The 19327-nt window shown below is 60.3% G+C and carries 20 protein-coding genes and 1 tRNA gene; 8 read left to right on the forward strand and 13 right to left on the reverse strand.

Annotated features, from left to right (window positions below):
• Window positions 1–18: 18 nt before the first annotated feature.
• The 3 genes from Q1A32_RS12515 to Q1A32_RS12525 form a co-directional block, all read right to left on the reverse strand.
• Complete coding sequence (locus Q1A32_RS12515) at window positions 19–1830, reverse strand: ABC-F family ATP-binding cassette domain-containing protein (protein WP_299653626.1); 1812 nt, start codon at window positions 1828–1830, stop codon at window positions 19–21.
• A 209-nt stretch (window positions 1831–2039) separates the two neighbouring features.
• Entirely contained in the window at window positions 2040–2762 is a 723-nt protein-coding gene (locus Q1A32_RS12520) for a GNAT family N-acetyltransferase (RefSeq protein WP_299653628.1), read from the reverse strand.
• A 74-nt stretch (window positions 2763–2836) separates the two neighbouring features.
• Window positions 2837–3289 carry an outer membrane protein assembly factor BamE gene (locus tag Q1A32_RS12525; protein WP_299612360.1) on the reverse strand — a complete coding sequence of 151 codons (453 nt, stop codon included), beginning with the start codon at window positions 3287–3289 and terminating at the stop codon, window positions 2837–2839.
• 102 nt (window positions 3290–3391) lie between these two features.
• Between Q1A32_RS12525 and Q1A32_RS12530 the strand changes: the two genes are divergently transcribed.
• From Q1A32_RS12530 to Q1A32_RS12545, 4 genes are all read left to right on the forward strand, one after another.
• Window positions 3392–3946, forward strand: a complete 555-nt coding sequence (locus Q1A32_RS12530; RefSeq protein ID WP_299653632.1) for a DUF177 domain-containing protein — start codon at window positions 3392–3394, stop codon at window positions 3944–3946.
• A 194-nt stretch (window positions 3947–4140) separates the two neighbouring features.
• Window positions 4141–4347, forward strand: a complete 207-nt coding sequence (gene rpmF, locus Q1A32_RS12535) for a 50S ribosomal protein L32 (RefSeq protein WP_299612358.1) — start codon at window positions 4141–4143, stop codon at window positions 4345–4347.
• A gap of 34 nt (window positions 4348–4381) precedes the next feature.
• Complete coding sequence (plsX, locus tag Q1A32_RS12540) at window positions 4382–5473, forward strand: phosphate acyltransferase PlsX (RefSeq protein ID WP_299653635.1); 1092 nt, start codon at window positions 4382–4384, stop codon at window positions 5471–5473.
• Window positions 5470–6441: a beta-ketoacyl-ACP synthase III gene (locus tag Q1A32_RS12545; protein ID WP_299653638.1), complete on the forward strand. Its 972-nt coding sequence runs from the start codon at window positions 5470–5472 to the stop codon at window positions 6439–6441. The genes plsX and Q1A32_RS12545 overlap by 4 nt, the downstream gene beginning before the upstream one ends.
• Window positions 6442–6443: 2 nt before the next feature.
• Here Q1A32_RS12545 and Q1A32_RS12550 read toward each other — a convergent pair whose 3' ends face one another.
• Both Q1A32_RS12550 and Q1A32_RS12555 read right to left on the reverse strand, forming a co-directional pair.
• Entirely contained in the window at window positions 6444–7370 is a 927-nt protein-coding gene (locus Q1A32_RS12550) for an AraC family transcriptional regulator (protein ID WP_299653641.1), read from the reverse strand.
• A 235-nt stretch (window positions 7371–7605) separates the two neighbouring features.
• Window positions 7606–8049, reverse strand: a complete 444-nt coding sequence (locus tag Q1A32_RS12555) for a helix-turn-helix domain-containing protein (protein ID WP_299653644.1) — start codon at window positions 8047–8049, stop codon at window positions 7606–7608.
• Between the two features lie 284 nt (window positions 8050–8333).
• Between Q1A32_RS12555 and ihfA the strand changes: the two genes are divergently transcribed.
• The 4 genes from ihfA (at window position 8334) to Q1A32_RS12575 (ending at window position 11135) form a co-directional block, all read left to right on the forward strand.
• Complete coding sequence (gene ihfA, locus Q1A32_RS12560; RefSeq protein WP_076627506.1) at window positions 8334–8636, forward strand: integration host factor subunit alpha; 303 nt, start codon at window positions 8334–8336, stop codon at window positions 8634–8636.
• 4 nt (window positions 8637–8640) lie between these two features.
• Window positions 8641–9840, forward strand: a complete 1200-nt coding sequence (locus Q1A32_RS12565; protein ID WP_299653648.1) for a MerR family transcriptional regulator — start codon at window positions 8641–8643, stop codon at window positions 9838–9840.
• 69 nt (window positions 9841–9909) lie between these two features.
• A tRNA-Pro gene (locus Q1A32_RS12570) sits at window positions 9910–9986 on the forward strand.
• A gap of 66 nt (window positions 9987–10052) precedes the next feature.
• Entirely contained in the window at window positions 10053–11135 is a 1083-nt protein-coding gene (locus Q1A32_RS12575; protein ID WP_299653651.1) for a 2'-deoxycytidine 5'-triphosphate deaminase, read from the forward strand.
• On the opposite strand, the gene Q1A32_RS12580 is transcribed toward Q1A32_RS12575, so the two are convergent.
• From Q1A32_RS12580 to Q1A32_RS12615, 8 genes are all read right to left on the reverse strand, one after another.
• Complete coding sequence (locus Q1A32_RS12580; protein ID WP_299653654.1) at window positions 11132–12367, reverse strand: hypothetical protein; 1236 nt, start codon at window positions 12365–12367, stop codon at window positions 11132–11134. The genes Q1A32_RS12575 and Q1A32_RS12580 overlap by 4 nt on opposite strands.
• 106 nt (window positions 12368–12473) lie before the next feature.
• Entirely contained in the window at window positions 12474–12704 is a 231-nt protein-coding gene (locus tag Q1A32_RS12585; RefSeq protein WP_299612346.1) for a hypothetical protein, read from the reverse strand.
• Between the two features lie 72 nt (window positions 12705–12776).
• Window positions 12777–13430 (reverse strand): SMC-Scp complex subunit ScpB, encoded by a 654-nt coding sequence (gene scpB, locus Q1A32_RS12590; RefSeq protein ID WP_299653657.1) that lies wholly within the window; start codon window positions 13428–13430, stop codon window positions 12777–12779.
• Entirely contained in the window at window positions 13414–14217 is an 804-nt protein-coding gene (locus tag Q1A32_RS12595; protein WP_299612344.1) for a ScpA family protein, read from the reverse strand. Before Q1A32_RS12595 ends, scpB begins: the two co-directional genes overlap by 17 nt.
• 10 nt (window positions 14218–14227) lie before the next feature.
• Complete coding sequence (locus Q1A32_RS12600; RefSeq protein WP_299653659.1) at window positions 14228–15229, reverse strand: glycoside hydrolase family 3 N-terminal domain-containing protein; 1002 nt, start codon at window positions 15227–15229, stop codon at window positions 14228–14230.
• The gene (locus Q1A32_RS12605; protein ID WP_299653662.1) at window positions 15226–16218 is read right to left on the reverse strand and encodes an SPOR domain-containing protein; all 993 of its coding nucleotides are present in this window, start codon (window positions 16216–16218) and stop codon (window positions 15226–15228) included. The genes Q1A32_RS12600 and Q1A32_RS12605 overlap by 4 nt, the downstream gene beginning before the upstream one ends.
• Window positions 16219–16341: 123 nt before the next feature.
• Complete coding sequence (argS, locus tag Q1A32_RS12610) at window positions 16342–18084, reverse strand: arginine--tRNA ligase (RefSeq protein ID WP_299653665.1); 1743 nt, start codon at window positions 18082–18084, stop codon at window positions 16342–16344.
• Window positions 18085–18144: 60 nt separating this feature from the next.
• Window positions 18145–19278 carry a deoxyguanosinetriphosphate triphosphohydrolase gene (locus tag Q1A32_RS12615; protein ID WP_299653668.1) on the reverse strand — a complete coding sequence of 378 codons (1134 nt, stop codon included), beginning with the start codon at window positions 19276–19278 and terminating at the stop codon, window positions 18145–18147.
• Between the last annotated feature and the right edge of the window lie 49 nt (window positions 19279–19327).

A 19327-nucleotide genomic window follows, 5' to 3' on the forward strand; every position in this document is an offset into this window, starting at 1 on the left:
TGCGGCAACGACCGGGCATCAGGCTTCGGCCTTTTCCTCCAGCGTCAGCCACTCCTCCTCGGCTGCGTCGAGCTTGGCTTGGCGCGCCGTTAGCGCTTCCGTGGCTTTGCGGAATTTAACGGGCTCGCGGCTGTAGAGGTCAGGATCGGATAGCAGCTCTTGCAACTTGACCATTTCCGCCTCCAGCCGTTCGATTTCGGCGGGCAATGCTTCAAGCCGGTGCTTTTCGGTGAAGGACAATCCGGTCTTGGGTGCCTTTGCAGGCTTGGGCGCAACGGTCGCGGATTTACGCTCCGGATCAGTGCGTTCCTCGACTTCCCTGGGGCCGCGTTGCGTTTGATAGTCGCTCCAACCCCCGGCATACACGGTGGCCTTGCCATCGCCTTCCATGGCAATTGTGGTGACAGCCACCCGGTCAAGGAAATCACGGTCGTGGCTGACAAGCAGGACCGTTCCATCATACTGACCCAACAAATCCTGCAGCAGATCAAGCGTTTCGACATCCAGATCGTTGGTCGGTTCGTCCAGCACCAGAACATTTGACTGCCGCGCCATGATGCGCGCCAGCAAAAGACGCGCTTTCTCGCCCCCGGACAATGACCGAACGGGCGCGCGGGCCTGCGCTTCGTCAAACAGAAATTCTTTAAGATATCCAACGACATGCTTCGGCGTACCACGCACCATGACCTGATCCGCCTTGCCGCTCACGCGCATATCCGGGTCACTGGTCAGGCTGTCCCAAAGGCTTGCGTTCGGATCGAGCTTTGAGCGGGCCTGATCAAAGACGGCGAGTTCGAGATTGGTGCCCATGTTGACGGTGCCCGTGTCGGGGGCAACCTCTCCGATCAGGATCTTGAGCAATGTGGTCTTGCCAACACCGTTGGGACCGACAAAGGCGATGCGGTCGCCGCGTTGCACCTTCAGAGAGAACGGCTCCAGGATGACTTTCCCGCCGTAAGACTTTGATATGCCGACTGCTTCAAGCACTTTGCGACCGGATTTCGGCCCGGCATCAAGCGCCATTGCAGCCGCGCCTTGTCGCTTGATCTGCGACGCACGTTCCGCACGCAGATCCTGCAATGCACGCACCCGGCCCATGTTGCGTTTGCGGCGTGCACTGATGCCTTCGACGGCCCATCGGGCCTCGGCCTTGATCTTGCGGTTGAGTTTGTGACGGGCGGTGTCTTCCTCTTCCCACGTGCTGTCGCGCCAGGCTTCGAACGCATCAAACCCCTTCTCTTGCCGCTTCACACTTCCCCTGTCGATCCAAAGGGTTGCGCGGGTAAGCTCACGCAAGAATGCACGATCGTGGGAGATCAGGACAAAGCCTGCGCGGGTCGATTTCAGTTCGGATTCCAGCCATGCGATGGCTTCGATATCGAGGTGGTTCGTGGGCTCATCGAGCAGCATCAGGTCGGGCGCTTCGGCCATCAGGCGGGCCAAGGCTGCACGGCGCCGCTCCCCGCCCGAGGCGGTTTCGACGGGGCGTGCCGGGTCGAACTTCAACCCCTCACCTGCACGCTCCACCTTGTACAGGTCTGATGGTTCCAACCCGTGAATTGCAAAGTCACCCAAGGTCGCAAAGCCCGACATGTCGGGGTCCTGTTCCATGTATCCGACATTCACGCCGGGGCCCGGAACCACCTCGCCCCGGTCTGGTTCGACCAGTCCACCCATCACTTTCAAAAGCGTGGACTTGCCCGACCCGTTGCGGCCCACAAGCGCCACACGGTCGCCGGGCTGAATCACGAGGAACAGGTCGTCAAAGACGGGATCACCACCAAAGGTAAGCGAAATATCGGATAGCTGCAGCAGGGGTACACGGGCCATATCGGGGCAGCTAGTTGGTCAATCGGGGGCCGTCAACCGGGGTGTCACCCCCCGTGCACCCTGCGTGCACCCCCTGTACACCCCCAACGCACGCAGGACCCATCATGCGCGCAACGCATCATCCTGCCTTTTGGCCGAAAATACTTTGGGACGTCTGGGGAACAATGGCCCCCGAGACGGTCGGATCGGGGCAACCCGATCCGGAATCCCTATCCCGCGATCACGCGCAGCAATCGCTTTCTGGCGGGTGGGATGGATCCGATTTCGACCCCCGTGAACACATGCAGCGTGTTCATCTTGTCGTCGACCACCGCATGATCGCTGACCCAGCCGCCCATCATCAGGTACGTGCGCAACAGCGGGGGCATGCGTAGCATCGCCTTTTTCGCATCCGGCTTGCGGCGCAGCCTTGCGGCATAGTTGAAAACCTTGGGTGCCTTGACCCGTGGCAACCAGTGTGACGGCGCCAGATGGCGGGCTTTCAGCATGGCAAAGGCGTCAAGATAATCGCTCGTTTCCGTGCCTGCAAAGGACGAACACCCAAACAGCAACTCGATTCCGTTTGCATCCACGTAAGCGGTCATTGCGCCCCAAGCCACGCGCAGGATGTCCGGGTCGATGGCCGCCGGATCAATGCAGAACCGGCCCATCTCGACCATCTTGCCGTCGAAGGCCGCAAGCGCGCTGAGTTCGTAATACTGTGCCGAGTAGCTGCGGGTGATCGTCGAACCGGTCAGCGGCATCAAACGGAAACAACAGACAAGAACGTCGTCGGACACCCGATGGATCAGGATGTGCGTGCAGCGGTCATCATAGTCATCTGTGTCTGCCGCCAGTCCAAAGCACCGCGCGCGCAGTTCTTGTGATTCTTGAATGTCGGATGCGTTTGCGGCTTCGCGCGCAGTGTACGCCCCTTTTTTCAAACGGATCACGCCCTCACCCCGTGTCGACGCAAATTCCCGCCCCCCGGAAAGGGACAGGCGACCGACAGTATGAGAGCAAGGGCTCAGAGAACGCCCTCTGGCCCGATGCGTCCGATGTTTCCGAACAGCTGCCGCAGGAATGTGGTATCCTGCACGCCGCTTTCGGTCACACGGCGGGACAGCGTGACAACGCGCCCATCTTCCAACCCGAAGCGTTCGATGTTTTGCACGACCCCCTCGGGATCAAAGGTGATGGCCAGCACTTGCCGCTCGACCACTTGGGGGCGGCGTGGTCCAAACGTTCGGACCGTGCTGCGGACGTAGAAGTAATCGCCACCTTCCAAAACCCCACCTGCGGTCGGTGGGCCAACCAGATCCTCTACGGAAGCGCGGGTGTCGATACCGACGACCAGTTCCGCAAGATCTTCTTCCGGCGGAACATAGCCATGATTCCGGAATGTCGGAGAGCATCCCGCGACCCCAAGCGAAAGGATCAGGGCAAGCCCCGCTGCGGAAAGTGGTGTAAAGGTCCCCATTTGACCCCCCTTATCATGCGCCGCCCCTTGCTCCGGAGGCGTGGTGCTTTTATCTCGACTTACTCAAGCTTTGGCCTTGGTTCAAGAAACGAAAGTCGGTCCATGTCCCAGACACCCCCTTCGACAGGTGCATTGCGCGTCAGCGGATTGGCCCAGAATGCCGCCACGCCGTTCACCATTGTGCCCGATCAACGGACCTTGGAAGCCATGGCCGAGACACTGGACCTGACCGGATTGCGCAAGGTTCGCTTTGAAGGTCAGGTGGCGGCCCACGGCGCAAGGGACTGGTTGTTGACAGCACAGCTGGGCGCGACCGTGACCCAACCGTGCGCCGTGACCCTCGTGCCCGTCACAACCCGTATCGATGTGCCCGTGCGTCGCCTGTTCCTGCGCGACTATGAAGAGGTGGACACGCCAGAAGCAGAAATGCCCGAGGATGACGAGGTCGAGCGTCTGGGTGTCTGGATCGACCCGGAGGCGGTCCTGATCGAAGCGCTGAGCCTTGCCGTACCTGATTTTCCGCGCGCCGACGGGGCGGAGCTGGGACAGATCGTTCTGACCGAACCCGGTGTTGCCCCGCTGACGGATGAGGCCGCCCGCCCCTTTGCCGGCCTTGCCGATCTGAAGTCCAAGCTGGAAGGCGACAAGAACAACTGATTTGCCCTTGCGTCCGGGGCAAGGATGCGTATTTTGCCGCCCTCACGAGATTTTGGGTTGGACATGCTGCGGCGCTTTGCCTAAACGCTGCTCAACCCGCACTTGGACGAGCCCAAAGCCCGTACATGGGCGACCTGATACAACTCGCATCCGCGCATGATCCGCGGCGCTGCCCGAACCGAAGGCCCAATTCAATGGCTGTGCAACAGAATAAAGTGTCGAAATCGCGCCGCAACAACCGCCGCGCCCACGACAGCTTGACCCCCGCCAACCCCAACGAATGCCCCAACTGCGGCGAGCTGAAACGCCCGCACCATATTTGCGCGGCATGCGGTCACTATGACGACAACGAGATTGTTGCTATGACCGACGAGGTTGATCTGGAAGACGACGCAGCCTAAGCGGCGTTGCTAACGGCAAGGCAAGACATCGCGCATGACGGCCTCTAAACCTGACCCGGCCGACGCCTCAGCCAAGCTTGCCTTTCCAATTATTCTATCTGTCGACACGATGGGCGGGGACATGGGCCCCGCTGCCGTCGTGTCTGGCTGTTCCACATCCGCCAAGAAAAACCCCGATCTGGGCTTTATCCTGCACGGTCCGCAGGAGGAATTGGAACGCCTGCTTGCGCGGCGCAAGAATTTGCAGGGTCGCTGCGTGATCCGCAATGCGGATGGCGTCGTGACGATGGACGACAAGCCAAGCCATGTGGTGCGCAATGGCAAGGGCACGTCCATGTGGTCCGCCATCGAATCTGTGCGCACGGGCGACGCGGATGTGGTTGTGAGTTGCGGCAACACCGGTGCGCTCATGGCGCTGTCGATGATCCGTTTGCGCAAGCTGCCCGGTGTGAACCGACCTGCCATCGCCGTCCTTTGGCCCAGCCGGAACCCGCAGGGCTTCAACGTCATGCTCGACGTGGGTGCGGATGTGCGGGCCGATGCGGACGATCTGCTGCGTTATGCTCTGATGGGTGCCTCATACGCACGCAACGGGATGGACCTGCCCCGCCCGCGAATCGGTCTGCTGAATGTCGGGACGGAAGAGCACAAAGGCCGGGCCGAGTTGAAAGAAGCCTTCGAGCTGATTGGTGCCCAAGCCGATGCCGCCGAATTTGACTTTGTCGGTTTTGTCGAAGGTGGCGATATTCAGGGCGACAAGGCCGATGTGATCGTGACGGACGGGTTTACCGGCAATGTGGCGATCAAGACAGGCGAAGGCACGGCGAGCCTGATCGGTGATCTGCTGCGCGAAGCCTTCAAGTTCACCCCCCTCTCCCGTCTGGCTTACCTGCTGGCCTTCACCTCGATGCGGCGCCTGCGCAAGCGCATTGATCCGCGCCGTGTGAATGGCGGCGTGTTCCTTGGTCTCAATGGAACGGTTGTCAAATCGCACGGGGGCGCAGATGCTACAGGTGTTTCGGCAGCCATCAAACTGGCCGCCCAATTGTCCGAACAGGGCTTTAACGACAAGCTGGCCGCCCGGGTCGCCCGGGCCACTGCGCTGGCAGAGGAGAGCAAGTCATGACGCTTCGTGCGGTCGTGCGCGGCGTGGGGCACTATCTGCCTGCACGTGTGGTTGAGAATGCGGAGTTCGAGAAAAGCCTCGATACCAGCGACGAATGGATTCGCAGCCGCTCGGGCATCGAGCGCCGCCATTTCGTGACCGAAGACGACACAACGTCCAGCATGGCGACCGCTGCTGCACAGGCGGCCTTGAAGGATGCCGGTCTGGGCCCGGATGATCTTGATGCGATTATTCTGGCAACATCGACTGCCGATCTGACCTTTCCATCTGCCGCGACCATGGTGCAGGCGCAGTTGGGCATGACGGGCGGCTTTGCCTTTGACGTGCAGGCCGTTTGCGCGGGCTTTGTCTATGCCCTGTCGAATGCGAACGCGTTGATCGTGTCGGGTCAGGCCAAGCGTGTTCTTGTCATCGGGGCAGAGACGTTTTCCAAGATCATGGACTGGACCGACCGGGGCACGTGCGTGCTGTTTGGTGACGGTGCCGGAGCCTTGGTTCTTGAGGCGCAGGAGGGCGCAGGAACCGCGGCTGATCGCGGTATCCTTGCCACTGACCTGAACTCTGACGGGCGACACCGCGATCTTTTGTACGTGGATGGTGGTGTCAGCACAGGCACCAGCGGCTACCTGCGCATGCAGGGCAATCAAGTGTTTCGCCATGCCGTTGAAAAGCTGGCCGCAACGGCAGAAACGGCCATGGAGCGCGCAGGCGTGACGTCGGACGATGTTGATTGGATCGTGCCGCATCAAGCCAATATTCGCATCATTCAGGGCACTGCCAAAAAGATGGGCGTCGAGATGGACCGGGTCATCGTGACCGTTCAGGATCACGGCAACACATCGGCGGCATCGATCCCGCTTGCTATGTCGGTGGGGCGTGCCAATGGGCAGATCAAGGACGGTGATCTGCTGGTCACCGAAGCCATTGGCGGCGGATTGGCATGGGGCGCGGTGGTGCTGCGCTGGTAGCTCTACCTCCGGGCACGTGCAGCGCCGGGTGTTACCCCTGTTATCTTGCGAAACACGGTTGTGAAATGTGCCTGACTTGAAAATCCGCACGCGTAAGCAATCTCGATCAGGCTGGTGTCCGTCGACAGCAGCAAATGCAAGGATTGATCCACGCGCAACTGGATCAGGTATTGGTAAGGCGACCGCCCTGTCCGCGCCTTGAACCCACGGGAAAAGGCGAACGCGTCCATATTCACGGCGTCCGCAAGGTCCTGCACGGTCACCTGCGACTCGAGGCGCTCCATCAGAAGATCATGCACCTTCTTGAAGGATACTGGATCAAGCGGCTGGGACTTGCGTTGCGTATCGGTAAGTGTGCCCGCCCGGCGCATCAATTGACACGAGAGTGCCCAGAGCGCCTCATCCATGAACAGCTCATCGCGCCATGCGCCCACAAACGCGGCGCGGCTCAGTTCCTGCGCCATCCAGAAGATTGACGAATCGTGGAAGTAGATCTCGAACAGGGCGTCGAATTCAGGTGGTCCACCGTTTCCAATCGCGTCCGATGTGCGCTGGAAGATACCCTTGGGCAATGACACATGGATGCTGGAAAATTTACCCTCCACCGCAATATCACCTGGTAGATAGGGGCGGCTCATTCCGATCTGGCCGGGGCGTGCGTAGGATTCGCGGACAACGCCGCCAAAACTGTCGTACGTCTTGCCGCCACCTTCGATCAGGATGTTCACGTGGAAATCGTCAAAGGCGGGCGCTTCGAATTCCCCGCCCGGGCAATCGTGCTGCACCAACACGCCCGCACCGAAAGGACCGTCCAGCTTGTTTTGTGTGACGTGGCCAAAGAAAAGGTCAGTGTCCGGGTCTTCGCTCTGGCCCTGCAAAGACATGACATTTCTGGCAGCGGTGTCCGGCGCAACAGTAGTTTTCGCCATATCGATACCTCCTCCGAGGCCAGCGGAGCCATTGAGTGACGTGCGTGTCCAAAGGTTGGCCAAAGTACGCTCGTCCGGCCGAGCATACGCGCCCGTACCCTCCGCAATGCAGCTTAGCTAGCACGAGAGCGGCGAATTTCCCTCAGTTTCCCGGACAGGCGCAAAAGTGTCGCCCAAATTGGGCAAGAAACCGCCGTTTCAACTCGAGTTCTGCCCATTTTGCAGGCACGGGTGGTCAGAGCGCCACGCTGACACGCAAAGCCTGCGGGCGAACACGGAGTGTCTGCAGGCAGGCGTTTGTCAGTTCTTCGGCATTATGCAGACCGGTCACATACGCGATCTGGTTCAGGTCAAACCGGGTGTCGATCAGCAAGCGAACGGCCATATCGACCCGCATCCACATCAGATACAGCATGGGAGGCATGCCAGCATGCGCCTCGAACGCGCGACGGAAGGCAAACTTGCCCATCGGGCTGAGGTCACACAACATCTCTTCTGTGATGTGCTCATCGATCCGGGCGCGCATCCACGTGATGATGCGTTCATATGCGCTGGGGCTCAGACTGTAACCGCGTCGTTCCTGAGCCTGCCTGCTTCCCCGTTCGGCGCATGGATCCGGCACAGGGGTGATCGTGGGAATGTTCAGGATTTCCTTTAGAACTGCGGCATGATGCGACACGGTTTCTCCTCCCAGAGCATAATCTACGGTTGAAAATACCTTATTTTGGGCGTTTCGTCTTTCGCGATCTGGCGGCTGTTTTTCCGCAATCGATCATTTCTGCGGATTTTCGCCCATATGACCGGTACGGCGGCGTATAGAAGGCACAGCAGTATGCAATGCGTGGGAATTGTGCCGAAAAAGCTTATATCCGGCCAGAAATGGTACATCCGGTGTTCTGGCCAAGGTCTTGATATTGACTCGTAATTTCCCTGCGCCCTATGCTTTGCCAAAGGGGAGTTCTCATGACTGACAAGACATTGACGCGCATGGACCTGAGCGAAGCGGTATTTCGTGAGGTTGGATTGTCGCGGAACGAAAGCGCGCAACTGGTTGAAAGCGTGCTGGATCACATGTCGGACGCGCTGGTGCGCGGCGAACAGGTCAAGATTTCATCCTTTGGTACATTTTCCGTACGAGACAAATCCGCGCGTGTGGGTCGCAACCCCAAGACGGGTGAAGAAGTGCCGATCAATCCCCGCCGCGTGCTGACCTTCCGGCCTTCGCATCTGATGAAAGATCGCGTGGCTGCGGGCAACAAGTCCTGAGCTGATGAGCAAATCGGCGGACGCCTTTCGCACAATTTCGGAAGTCGCCGAGTGGCTGGGTGTGCAGACCCATGTGCTTCGGTTTTGGGAAAGCAAGTTCACCCAAGTCAAACCGGTCAAGCGCGCGGGTGGACGCCGGTATTACCGTCCTACGGATATGCTGCTGCTTGGTGGCATTCGCAAGCTGCTGCACGATGATGGTCTGACCATTAAGGGCGTGCAAAAGATCCTGCGCGAAGAAGGCATGGCCTATGTCGCTGACATGTCGCCCCCGCTTGACGCCGAGACGGATGCCCAGTTGGACGGCGATCTGACCGCACCCATTGATGAAGACGTCGCCACCATTCGGATCGAAGCTGAAATCGTGCCGTTTGCCAGCCCCGCAGAACCGGACGCGACTGTAGAAGACATGTCCGAAGACGTCGCTGACTTGGAACCGGATGCGCCCGCAGCACCTGCGGATATCCCGCCAGAGGCCCCATTGCCGTCGTTCCTGCGCACGCCTACCCCGTCGCCAGACGATCCAGTGCCAGAGATGGACGACCAACAGGGTCTGCCCTACCCACCGCTTTTGGAGGATCTTCCACCCATTGCGGCGGACGAGGTTGTCGCAGATGACCTGTCCCCTGCGCCGGAGGAAACCGCCAGCCCGGAAGACGATTCTCCCATTCTTGCCGAAGAGCGTCTGGAACCCGCCGCTGAGGATGAGCCGGAGGCATTTGAACCCATTGCCGAACCGCCAGAGCCGGTGGATGTGCACATGGAGGAGCAGGCAGAGCCCGCGCATGATGACGCACTGGACGCGCCACAAGAGATCGAACAGGCGGGCGCCCTGCCGTCTTTCCTGTCTGGCGATGCGCTTTCTGAGCCCGAGCAACTTTCTGAGCCCGAGCAAGATGTGCAGCCAGAAGTGGCGGCGTTCGAAGCCATGCCAGAGCCGGAGCATGAACCTGAGCCTGAGCCTGAGCCTGAGCCTGAGCCAGAGTTGGACACCCCGGCTGAACCTGCAGCGCCCGTTCCGCGCATCGTGAATGCGCCTGACGATCCTGATCCCGCCACCATCGCCGTGGCACCGTCTGCACTTTCAAAAGTGGCCGCTTTGACGTCGTTGAATGACGCGCAGCGCAACATGATCCGCCCGCTTCTGGCCCAGCTCGCTTCATTGCGCGATCAGATGGCCAACAACCGGCGCGAGCCGCGCTAAGAAGATCAGGACTCCCTTGCCAATTCCCCCTTGCCCCCGGCCAGAAATCGGGTATGACACCCCTCACGTCGGGCTATGGCGCAGCCTGGTAGCGCGTCCGTCTGGGGGACGGAAGGTCGCAGGTTCGAGTCCTGCTAGCCCGACCAATACACTTCGCCCCGGCGCTACGGGGTCGCTGACACCAAGCCTCGGCCAGTGCTAAAGGGGGCAGCATGATCGGCGTACTTCCAGACACAGAACTCAAGGCGATGACGGAACGTGGTGAAATCACCGCGGAGCCTTCGGTGATTCCCGAGCAGGTCCAACCCGCCAGCCTTGATTTGCGCCTCGGCACCGTCGCCTACCGTGTGCGTGCATCATTTCTTGCGGGGCAAGACGCGCGCGTCGCCGATCGGCTGGCCGAATTTCAGATGCACGAAGTCGATCTGTCCGGCGGTGCTGTGCTTGAGAAGGGGTGCGTGTACGTCGTGCCTTTGATGGAAGCCTTGGACCTTCCGGACAACGTGCAGGCCGTCGCGAATGCCAAAAGCTCGACAGGACGTCTGGACCTGCTGACACGCACCATCACGGATGGCGGAACTGAATTCGACCGTATTCCACCCGGATACGCCGGCCCGCTTTACGCCGAGATATGCCCGCGATCTTTTTCCGTCCTTGTGCGGCCGGGCATGCGATTGAACCAGATCAGGTTTCGCGCAGGCCAGGCAGTGCTCAGCGACGCTGAGCTAAGCGCACTGCACACCGAAATGCCCTTGGTAAACGGTGAGGCTGTGATTGACGAAGGCTTGGGCTTTTCGGTTGATCTGCGCCTGCCCGATACGACGCTGGTCGGTTACCGCGCCAAACCCCACACTGGCGTCATCGATCTGGACAAGATCGGGCATTACGACCCGACCGAGTTCTGGGAAGAAGTGCATGCCCGCGATGGCCACATCATCCTCGATCCCGGAGCATTTTATATCCTTGTGAGCCGCGAAGCGGTGCATATCCCGCCCGACTATGCCGCCGAAATGGCACCCTATCTTGCGATGGTTGGTGAATTTCGCGTGCATTACGCGGGGTTTTTCGATCCCGGGTTCGGGCACGATGCGGCCGGTGGAACCGGCTCGCGTGGTGTGCTTGAGGTGCGCTGCCACGAAGCGCCGTTTGTCCTTGAGCACGGCCAGATCGTGGGCCGATTGATCTATGAACGAATGGCAGCACAACCCACCCAGCTATATGGCGCAGGCATTGCGTCAAATTATCAGGGTCAGGGCCTGAAGCTGTCCAAGCACTTCGCCGCGCCAGCGTCCTAGGCTTCGGCCTTTTCGGCTTCGCTTTCGGCAGCCTTTTCAGCCTGTGTTTCAGGTTGGAAGATGCGTTTCCCAGCTGACTGGATTGATGCAAACGCGTCTTCCGCCATGAAGCCCGACAGAAATGCGATGAAGGCCACCGTATACGGGCTGAGCTCTACATCATTGGCCGGTCCACTGCCTTGCGTCAACGCAAGCATTCCGGCACCGGAGAACAGGAAGATGGCGATGGCCGCTGCAATGCCCTCTCCGACATTCACGAACAGTCGGGACAGGGTAAGCTGATCCGAATGCTTGGACGAATAATACCGGCGTGAAAAGGCGACGACCGTACCAAGCCCGCCCGCTGCAATCGTCACGATCAGCGTCAGAAAGATGGTCGGGAAACTGACGAGACGCATCAAGATGTCGGGAATCCACGGTATATTCAATGACAGAGCCGACAAGCGCGCCCGTGACGGATTTCCCGGAGGGAGTGTTTCCTGAAGGGCCAACACCTCGGCTTGAAAGCCGTCCCAACGCCGCTGCAACTCATCCACCTTGTCCATCACGGCTTTGCGTTGCGCTTGAATGTCATGGGACCCTGCATTCGCCTGCCCGACCGCCGTCGCAAGCCGATCCAGATTTTCTGTGGCCCGCGTTTGCATCGCCACGAACCGTTCCTTGGTGTCCAGATCGACCCCTCCGGCAGTCTCAAATTCCGATGCTGCCACGGTCATCAACGTGCGAACGCGGTAGTCGGCCGTCAAGATTCGGGCGTTCTCACCTGAACTGGAGGCTGTCAGATCCATCTGTGTGACCACGCTTTCAAACTTGCTGCGTCCGGGTCCCGGCAGCGCGTATTGAAATTCGATCAGATCGGCCATGGTCGAATCCACCTCGGCCTGCAGTGCCGCCTTGGCATGTGCGATCGCCGTGAAGGACTGCGCGACGAGCGAATCAAACTCCGTCACTTCGCCCCGCAACGCCTGTAGATCGACCGTCAGGCGCTGCTTGGCGCGGTCAAGGTCCTGCTCGCGTTTGAGGATGAACAGAAGGCTGTCGATGTCCTGAGAACTGATGGTCGGGCCGTCCGGCGCAATGCCTGCACTGGCATCCACCTGCCAACCTGTGCGGTAGATGTAACTGCCGAACCCGAACGTGACCAAAGACACAAAGAGCGCGTAGAGCACGATAACCGTGACGCCCAAGGACAATGATCCGACCAGAACCGTGGGCGCATTCTTTTCTGCCATGGCTAAAATCCCCCAACTTAAACAATGGGGATTACGCTACGTCAGCGTTACGGACCAATCAACGGTGGTATTCCCCACCTTCCAACACTGTAGGGTTTTGAATTTGCTACTTTCGCGCAGCTTTTGCCGCTTGCCGGGCCTGTCGTGCGGCGCGCTTGGCTTGCCGCTGCTTGCGCACTTCGGCCTGGGTCGGACCGTCGTGATCATCCAGTTGCGCGTGTTGCTGAGGCTGTTGACGCCCACGCGTCGCGCGGTTCACACCCGCATCGATGCCCTTGTTGATCGCTTTGCGCATGATGATGCGCATGATCATATTGATGATCTGGTTTGCATTCATGGGACTGCTCCGCCCTTGTTCGCCTGCCCTTAACATAGCGCCGAATGCGGCGATTATCAGGCTGTTTGTGCTTTAGTCTTCGAAAAGCTCGGACTGCCCCTCTTCGCTTTCTTCTTCCGTGTCGGTTTCGGGCCCGGGCAAGGTGCCGGGCGGCGGGCGGTTTTCCAACAGGCCTGCCGCGCGTAATTCCTTGAGCCCCGGCAGATCACGCGCATTCTCAAGCCCGAAATGATCAAGGAACGATTGCGTCACGACAAAGGTCACGGGCCGACCGGGTGTCATCTTGCGGCGGCCGAAGCGAATCCATTCGAGCTCCAGCAATTGATCAACCGTGCCGCGGCTGACGCTGACGCCCCTGATCTCTTCAATCTCTGCCCGTGTGACGGGTTGGTGGTAGGCGATAATCGCAAGCGTTTCGATGGCGGCACGGGACAGTTTGCGCGTCTCGACGGTTTCCTTTTGCATGAGGAAGCCCAGATCGGCAGCGGTGCGGATGGCCCATGCATCACCCACCTTCATCACTTGCACGCCACGCCCCTCGTAACGCTTCCGCAGATACACCAATGCCTCTGCCGCATCGCAACCGTGGGGCATGCGCGCTTCCAGTTCGCGGGTCGTGATCGGCTCGGTCGTTGCGAACAGGATCGCCTCAACCATCCGTTCCTGTTCGGCCATCGGTGGCGCCTCGAACAGGCTTTCCTCTTGATCTTCAGTTACTTCTGTCACGATGCTCATCTCTCTTGCGCAACTGTATGGGCGCGAATGTCTCGGACTGGCGGATCTCCAGATGCCCTTCTTTCACCAACTCAAGACTGGCGGCAAAGGTGGCGGCCGTTGCCGAGCGGCGCTTGCCCGGGTCCATCTCCCAGCCTTCGGGCAGGTAGGACAGGATATCGGTCCAGTCCCCTGCATAGCCGATCAGACCCCGCATCCGGTCCAAGGCCTGTTCCATGGTGAAAACCGCATCGCGGTCCATCACAAAGGGGCGAAATTCGTCCCGTGTGCGGATGCGGGCATACCCCTGCATCAGGTCCAGCAGAGTCGCCGTGTACGTCACTTTGCGCACCCGTGTGACCATCTCGGACTGACCGCGGGCAAAGAAGTCGCGACCAAGCTGATCACGGGCCATCAAGCGCGCGGCGACATCGCGCATCGCCTGAAGCCGTTCGAGTTGAAAAGCAAGATGGGCGGCCAGTTCTTCGCCGCTGGGCCCCTCTTCGGTCGGGTCCGGGGGAAGCAACAGGCGGGATTTGAGAAAGGCCAGCCAAGCCGCCATGACCAGATAATCCGCCGCCAGTTCCAGGCGCAGCTGCTTGGCTTTTTCGACAAACACAAGGTATTGCCGCGCCAGTTGCAGGACGGAGATTTTACGCAGATCGACCTTTTGGGTACGGCTGAGCGTCAGCAGCAGATCCAGCGGCCCTTCGAAGCCGTCGACATCGACAATCAGCGCCTCCGCCGCGAGGCGGTCGGCGACCGAAATCCGGTCTTCCTCGAATGTATCGTCAGCCATGCCCCACGCTTTAACCTGCCCCGCCCAAAAGCGCCTCAAGTTCGGCGCTGAGCTCGGCAATGTCAATGTCGTCGGGTGTTTTGCGGGCCGCAAGGGCGGCTTCGGCGCGGGCTTGGGCCACGTCCGTCATCTGGCCCGCCGCGTTGGCGGATGCGATGCGGTGCGACAAGGGTGCGTTGCAATGCAGGATCACGTCGCACCCTGCGTCAAGCGCGCGGCGCGCGATCTGATCGGGCGTGCCGTCCAGAGCCTTCATGCCGATGTCGTCGGTCATGATCAGCCCGTCAAAGCCGATGTCACTGCGGATCAGGTCCATCGTATCCTTTGACAACGTGGCAGGCGTCTCGTCCACCGCCTCGTAGACGACATGCGCAGTCATCCCTATCGGCAGATCGTTGAGATCGCGAAAGGGCGCAAAGTCGGTTTCGCGCAGGGTATCCAGGCTCACGTCGACCCGTGGCAGGTCATGGTGGCTGTCAAGGTCCGTCCGGCCATGACCGGGTATATGTTTGAGCACAGGCACCACGCCGCCATCCAGATGGCCCTGCGCCGCAGCACGACCCAACGCTGCAATGTCACCCGGCGACGACCCGTAACACCGGTTGCGCAGGAAGTCGTGCGTTTCGCGCACCACGAGGTCAACCATCGGGGCGCAGTTGCTGTCTATTGTCAGCTCTTTGAGTTCATGTGCGATGTGCCGATAACGCAAATACATTGCGCGTTCCGCATCGTCGCCAGCGGCTTGGACGAAATCCAGAGGCGGCAACCATTCCATCCAAGTGGGTCCGCGCAGGCGCTGCACGCGCCCCCCTTCCTGATCAATGGTAATCGGGGCTTCGCGGCCCACGGCGTCGCGGAATTCGGAACACAGCCCATAGACCTGGTCAGGCGTGTCAATGTTGCGAGCAAACAGAATGAAGCCGAACGGATCAGCATCGCGAAAGAATGCCCGTTCGTCCTTGTTCAGACGCAGACCATCCGCGTCGAGGATGGTTGCGCCGAAATTGCTCATCGCGTGACGACCGGAATGCAGTCTGCGCCTTCGGCCACAAGGGCCGAGCAGAAGCGACGCGCGTCGCTCAGGTCGGCAAACCCATGCGCGCGCAGGCGATAGAACGTGCGCCCACCAGACTGGGCCTGCTGCACGATCCGGTCCTTGTCGCGCAGAAGATCGCCAAAGCGGCCCTGCATCTTGTCCCACTGCGCGCGGGCGACGTCGGGGCTGTCGAACGCACCAAGCTGCACAAGCCGCGTGCCCGACGGAATAGTGCCGGCGTCAATGTCAGACGTCTGAGGCTCCGTCGATGCTACCGACGCAGGTGTTACGGTCTGTGGGGCGGAAGCTGGACGCAGTTGCGGGCGCTTCGATGCCTTCGGGCCCGGACCGGTCACAACGGCAGGCACTGGCGTTGGCGTTTCAGGCAATTCCGCAGCGGTGATGCTGGCGAGCACCGGCTCAACTTCAAGCGGGGCGGCATCAATGCTGTCCACGCCATCCGTGAGTTGATTGACAACTTTTTCGACGTCACCAGCCAACAGTGCGGCGGCCACGTCAACCTCGGGCACCTCTAAGCTGGCGGCCACATCAAGCGGAGCGGGTTGTTGCACAGGTGCCACCGTTTGGGCGGGCATTGGCTGATCTTCATCCAAAAGATCAACCGGGCGCGGAGCCAGCACAACCTGATCCACAGGACCCGACGCCTCACCCACGGCTGCAATCTCGTTCACCGCAAGACCGGTATTGCGGGCCAGTTGCCCGCCCGGAATTTCAGGGCGCACGCGCATGTCGCCTTCGGCAGCGCGTACAACCGGAATGCCGGAGACATCGCGCATTACCAGCTTGTAACCCCAGACCGAGACACCGGCGATCAAGGCAAGTGACACCGCCGCGCCAGCGAAGTTCGTGAGGTTTTTCAAGGAATTGGATCGCGACATTGACGTGTCATCCTGCGCGTCATAGCCCGCGTGCCCCATGTCGTGGGTGTAGTGCATATCTGCCATCGTGTGCCTCATTGCCCGCGCGGATACGTGCCCGCGCAAGTCATCTTGTTGGTGGTGCCCGCCCACGAACTCAATCGCGACGTGCTTTGGGATATGTGCCTGTGTGCCCCTTTTGGCGGGGCCTCAACGCAGCTCTTCGGCTGGTTCGACCCCAAGAATACCAAGGCCCGCTGCAATTACAACGGCGGAGGCGCGGGCCAGTGCAATTTTTGCCTGTGACGTGGCCGTGTCGTCCTGCAGAAAGCGCAGTTCCGGCAGTTCATTGCCCCGGTTCCAGAGGCCGTGGAACACGCCCGCAAGATCATAAAGGTAGAAGGCCACCCTGTGCGGCTCGTTCGTGCGGGCGGCCGTTTCGACCAGCCGGGGCCATTCGGCCAGCTTGGCCGCCAGCGCCAGTTCCGCCTCGTGATCCAGCTTGGACAGGTCTGCACCCGCCAGCGTCGCATGATCAACGGCGACACCTGCTTCATTCGCCTTGCGCAGCACGGATGTAACGCGCGCATGCGCGTACTGCACGTAGAACACCGGATTTTCCTTGGACTGCTCAAGCGCTGCATCCAGATCAAAATCGAACATCGCATCGTTCTTGCGCGTCAGCATCATGAAGCGCGTGACGCCCGGCCCAACCTCGTCCACCACATCGCGCAGGGTCACGAACGTCCCTGCCCGCTTGGACATCTTGAACTCCTGCCCGTCCTTGAACAGCTTCACCAGCTGCGTCAGCTTGATATCAAGCGGCACCTTGCCATCCGACAGTGCAGAGACTGCGGCCTTCATCCGTTTGACATAGCCGCCGTGGTCCGCGCCAAGCACGTCGATCAACGCATCGAATCCGCGCTGAATCTTGTCGTAATGGTACGCGATGTCGGGCGCGAAATAGGTCCATGCGCCGTCCGATTTCATCACGGGCCGGTCCACGTCGTCGCCGTGGTCGGTCGATTTGAAAAGCGTCTGCTCGCGCGGTTCCCACCCCTCGGGCTTTTTACCCTTCGGCGGCTCAAGCACACCTTCATAGATGAGACCCTTGGACCGCAGATCGTCCAGCGCCGCCTCGATCCGGCCTGTGCCGTAGAGCGATTTTTCCGAATAGAACACGTCCATTTTCACGCCAAGCGCAGAAAGATCGTCGCGGATCAGATCCATCATGGCGTCAGTTGCGAACTCGCGCACCTCCGCCAGCCAGAACTGTTCGCCTTTGCCGACCAAGGCGTCGCCGACCTTGGCTTTCAACTGCTCACCTACACCGATCAGGTAGTCACCGGGATAGGTGCCGTCCTCGAACGCGACCTCTTGGCCATGCGCTTCGAGATAGCGCAGGTAGACAGACCGGGCGAGCACATCGACCTGCGCGCCGCCGTCATTGATATAGTATTCGCGGGTGACATCGTGGCCTGAGAAATCCAGCAGGCTTGCCAGCGCGTCGCCAAAAACCGCGCCCCGCGTATGACCCACATGCAGCGGACCGGTCGGATTGGCCGAGACGTATTCGACATTCACCTTCTTGCCCGCACCAAGATCAGAGCGGCCAAAGTCGGTGCCCGCCTCAAGAACGGCGCCAACGACGCCCTGCCAGACCACAGGTGCCAGACGCAGGTTCAGAAAGCCCGGGCCTGCGACCTCGGCACTTGTGATCCGATCATCTTCGGCCAGCCGTTTGGCCAGCACTTCGGCGATGTCGCGCGGCTTCATCTTGGCGGGTTTTGCCAGCACCATTGCGGCGTTCGTTGCCATATCCCCATGCGCCGCATCGCGCGGCGGCTCAACCGTGACATTTTGTGTTGCCAGATCAGCGGGCAATTCCCCCGCCTCGACCATGGCGGCAAGGTTGGTTAGCACGAGGGCGCGGATGTCGGCAAAGAGGTTCATTTGGGGCCTATTCATTGGTTGCGCGGGGTGTATCACGCGCACCCCAAGCGTCAAGCGCGCTCAGCCAATCAGGCGGGCATGTTCCTGCAACGCAAAGCGATCCGTCATGCCCGAAATATAGTCGGACACGCTGCGCGCGAGCGCCACCTCGTCCCGCGCATCGACGTTGCGGCGCCATTCGGCGGGCAACAGATCGGGCTTGGACAGAAACAGCGGGAACAGGTCATTGACGATGCACGTGACCTCTTCGCGCTTCTCCATGACGGACGGCGCGCGGTACATGTTGTTGAACAGAAAGCTGCGGATCTGTTGCAGGTCAGACCACAGCGCGTCCGAGAACCTGATCACCGGACGACCCAGATGACGGATATCGTCCACTGATTGTGCGCCCGATTGCTCCAGCAGGTCGCGTGACGTGGCGACCACATCACTGACCATCGCGCCAAAGACGCGGCGCAACCCTTCATGCCGTCTTCGCATCGTTTCAAGCCCGGGATGCATGGCATCCACCTCGGCAAAGGCAGGGCCGATCATGGGCAGATGGCAGATGTCAGCCTCGTCAAACAGGCCCGCGCGCAGCCCGTCATGCAGATCGTGGTTGTTGTAGGCGATGTCGTCGGACAGCGCCGCCACCTGCGCCTCTGCACTGGCATGGGTGCTGAGCTCAAGGTCGTGTTCGGCGTCATATTCGGCCAGCGCATAGGGCAGATCGCCCGTGACGGGACCGTTATGCTTCGCAATTCCTTCAAGGGCTTCCCAGGTGAGGTTCAACCCATCAAAGTCGGCATAGTGACACTCCAGCCGCGTCACGATCTTGATGGCTTGGGCATTGTGATCGAACCCACCAAAGGGTTCCATCAGGAACTGCAACGCGTCTTCGCCCGTATGGCCAAAGGGCGGGTGACCAAGGTCATGCGCGAGCGCCACGGCCTCTGTTAGGCAGTCGTTCAGCCTGAGCGCCCCCGCGATCGTCCGCGCGACTTGAGCCACCTCAATCGAGTGGGTCAGACGCGTGCGGTAATAATCGCCCTCATGCTCTACAAACACCTGTGTCTTGTGCTTGAGCCGCCGAAAGGCGGAGGCGTGGATGATCCTGTCCCGATCCCGTTGAAAGGCAGAGCGGAAGGAGAACTCTTCCTCCGGCCAGCGCCGTCCACGTGCGCGGGCAGGATCAGAAGCATATGGGGCGGACATGTCCGGTGATCCTTGTCGGCTCTCTCGCAGATGCATATATTGCACACGC

It is taken from the genome of uncultured Tateyamaria sp. (assembly GCF_947503415.1).
In the GTDB taxonomy this organism is placed as follows: domain Bacteria; phylum Pseudomonadota; class Alphaproteobacteria; order Rhodobacterales; family Rhodobacteraceae; genus Tateyamaria.

Excerpts from the sequence above, each read along its gene's own strand:
- plsX (WP_299653635.1), top strand. The coding sequence starts at position 4,382 with ATGACGGCCTCTAAACCTGACCCGGCCGACGCCTCAGCCAAGCTTGCC.
- Q1A32_RS12545 (WP_299653638.1), top strand. The coding sequence starts at position 5,470 with ATGACGCTTCGTGCGGTCGTGCGCGGCGTGGGGCACTATCTGCCTGCA.
- ihfA (WP_076627506.1), top strand. The coding sequence starts at position 8,334 with ATGACTGACAAGACATTGACGCGCATGGACCTGAGCGAAGCGGTATTT.
- Q1A32_RS12525 (WP_299612360.1), bottom strand. The coding sequence starts at position 3,289 with ATGGGGACCTTTACACCACTTTCCGCAGCGGGGCTTGCCCTGATCCTT.
- Q1A32_RS12550 (WP_299653641.1), bottom strand. The coding sequence starts at position 7,370 with ATGGCGAAAACTACTGTTGCGCCGGACACCGCTGCCAGAAATGTCATG.
- Q1A32_RS12515 (WP_299653626.1), bottom strand. The coding sequence starts at position 1,830 with ATGGCCCGTGTACCCCTGCTGCAGCTATCCGATATTTCGCTTACCTTT.
- Q1A32_RS12615 (WP_299653668.1), bottom strand. The coding sequence starts at position 19,278 with ATGTCCGCCCCATATGCTTCTGATCCTGCCCGCGCACGTGGACGGCGC.
- Q1A32_RS12565 (WP_299653648.1), top strand. The coding sequence starts at position 8,641 with ATGAGCAAATCGGCGGACGCCTTTCGCACAATTTCGGAAGTCGCCGAG.
- Q1A32_RS12605 (WP_299653662.1), bottom strand. The coding sequence starts at position 16,218 with ATGGCAGATATGCACTACACCCACGACATGGGGCACGCGGGCTATGAC.
- Q1A32_RS12575 (WP_299653651.1), top strand. The coding sequence starts at position 10,053 with ATGATCGGCGTACTTCCAGACACAGAACTCAAGGCGATGACGGAACGT.
- rpmF (WP_299612358.1), top strand. The coding sequence starts at position 4,141 with ATGGCTGTGCAACAGAATAAAGTGTCGAAATCGCGCCGCAACAACCGC.
- Q1A32_RS12595 (WP_299612344.1), bottom strand. The coding sequence starts at position 14,217 with ATGGCTGACGATACATTCGAGGAAGACCGGATTTCGGTCGCCGACCGC.
- Q1A32_RS12585 (WP_299612346.1), bottom strand. The coding sequence starts at position 12,704 with ATGAATGCAAACCAGATCATCAATATGATCATGCGCATCATCATGCGC.
- Q1A32_RS12580 (WP_299653654.1), bottom strand. The coding sequence starts at position 12,367 with ATGGCAGAAAAGAATGCGCCCACGGTTCTGGTCGGATCATTGTCCTTG.
- argS (WP_299653665.1), bottom strand. The coding sequence starts at position 18,084 with ATGAACCTCTTTGCCGACATCCGCGCCCTCGTGCTAACCAACCTTGCC.
- Q1A32_RS12600 (WP_299653659.1), bottom strand. The coding sequence starts at position 15,229 with ATGAGCAATTTCGGCGCAACCATCCTCGACGCGGATGGTCTGCGTCTG.
- Q1A32_RS12530 (WP_299653632.1), top strand. The coding sequence starts at position 3,392 with ATGTCCCAGACACCCCCTTCGACAGGTGCATTGCGCGTCAGCGGATTG.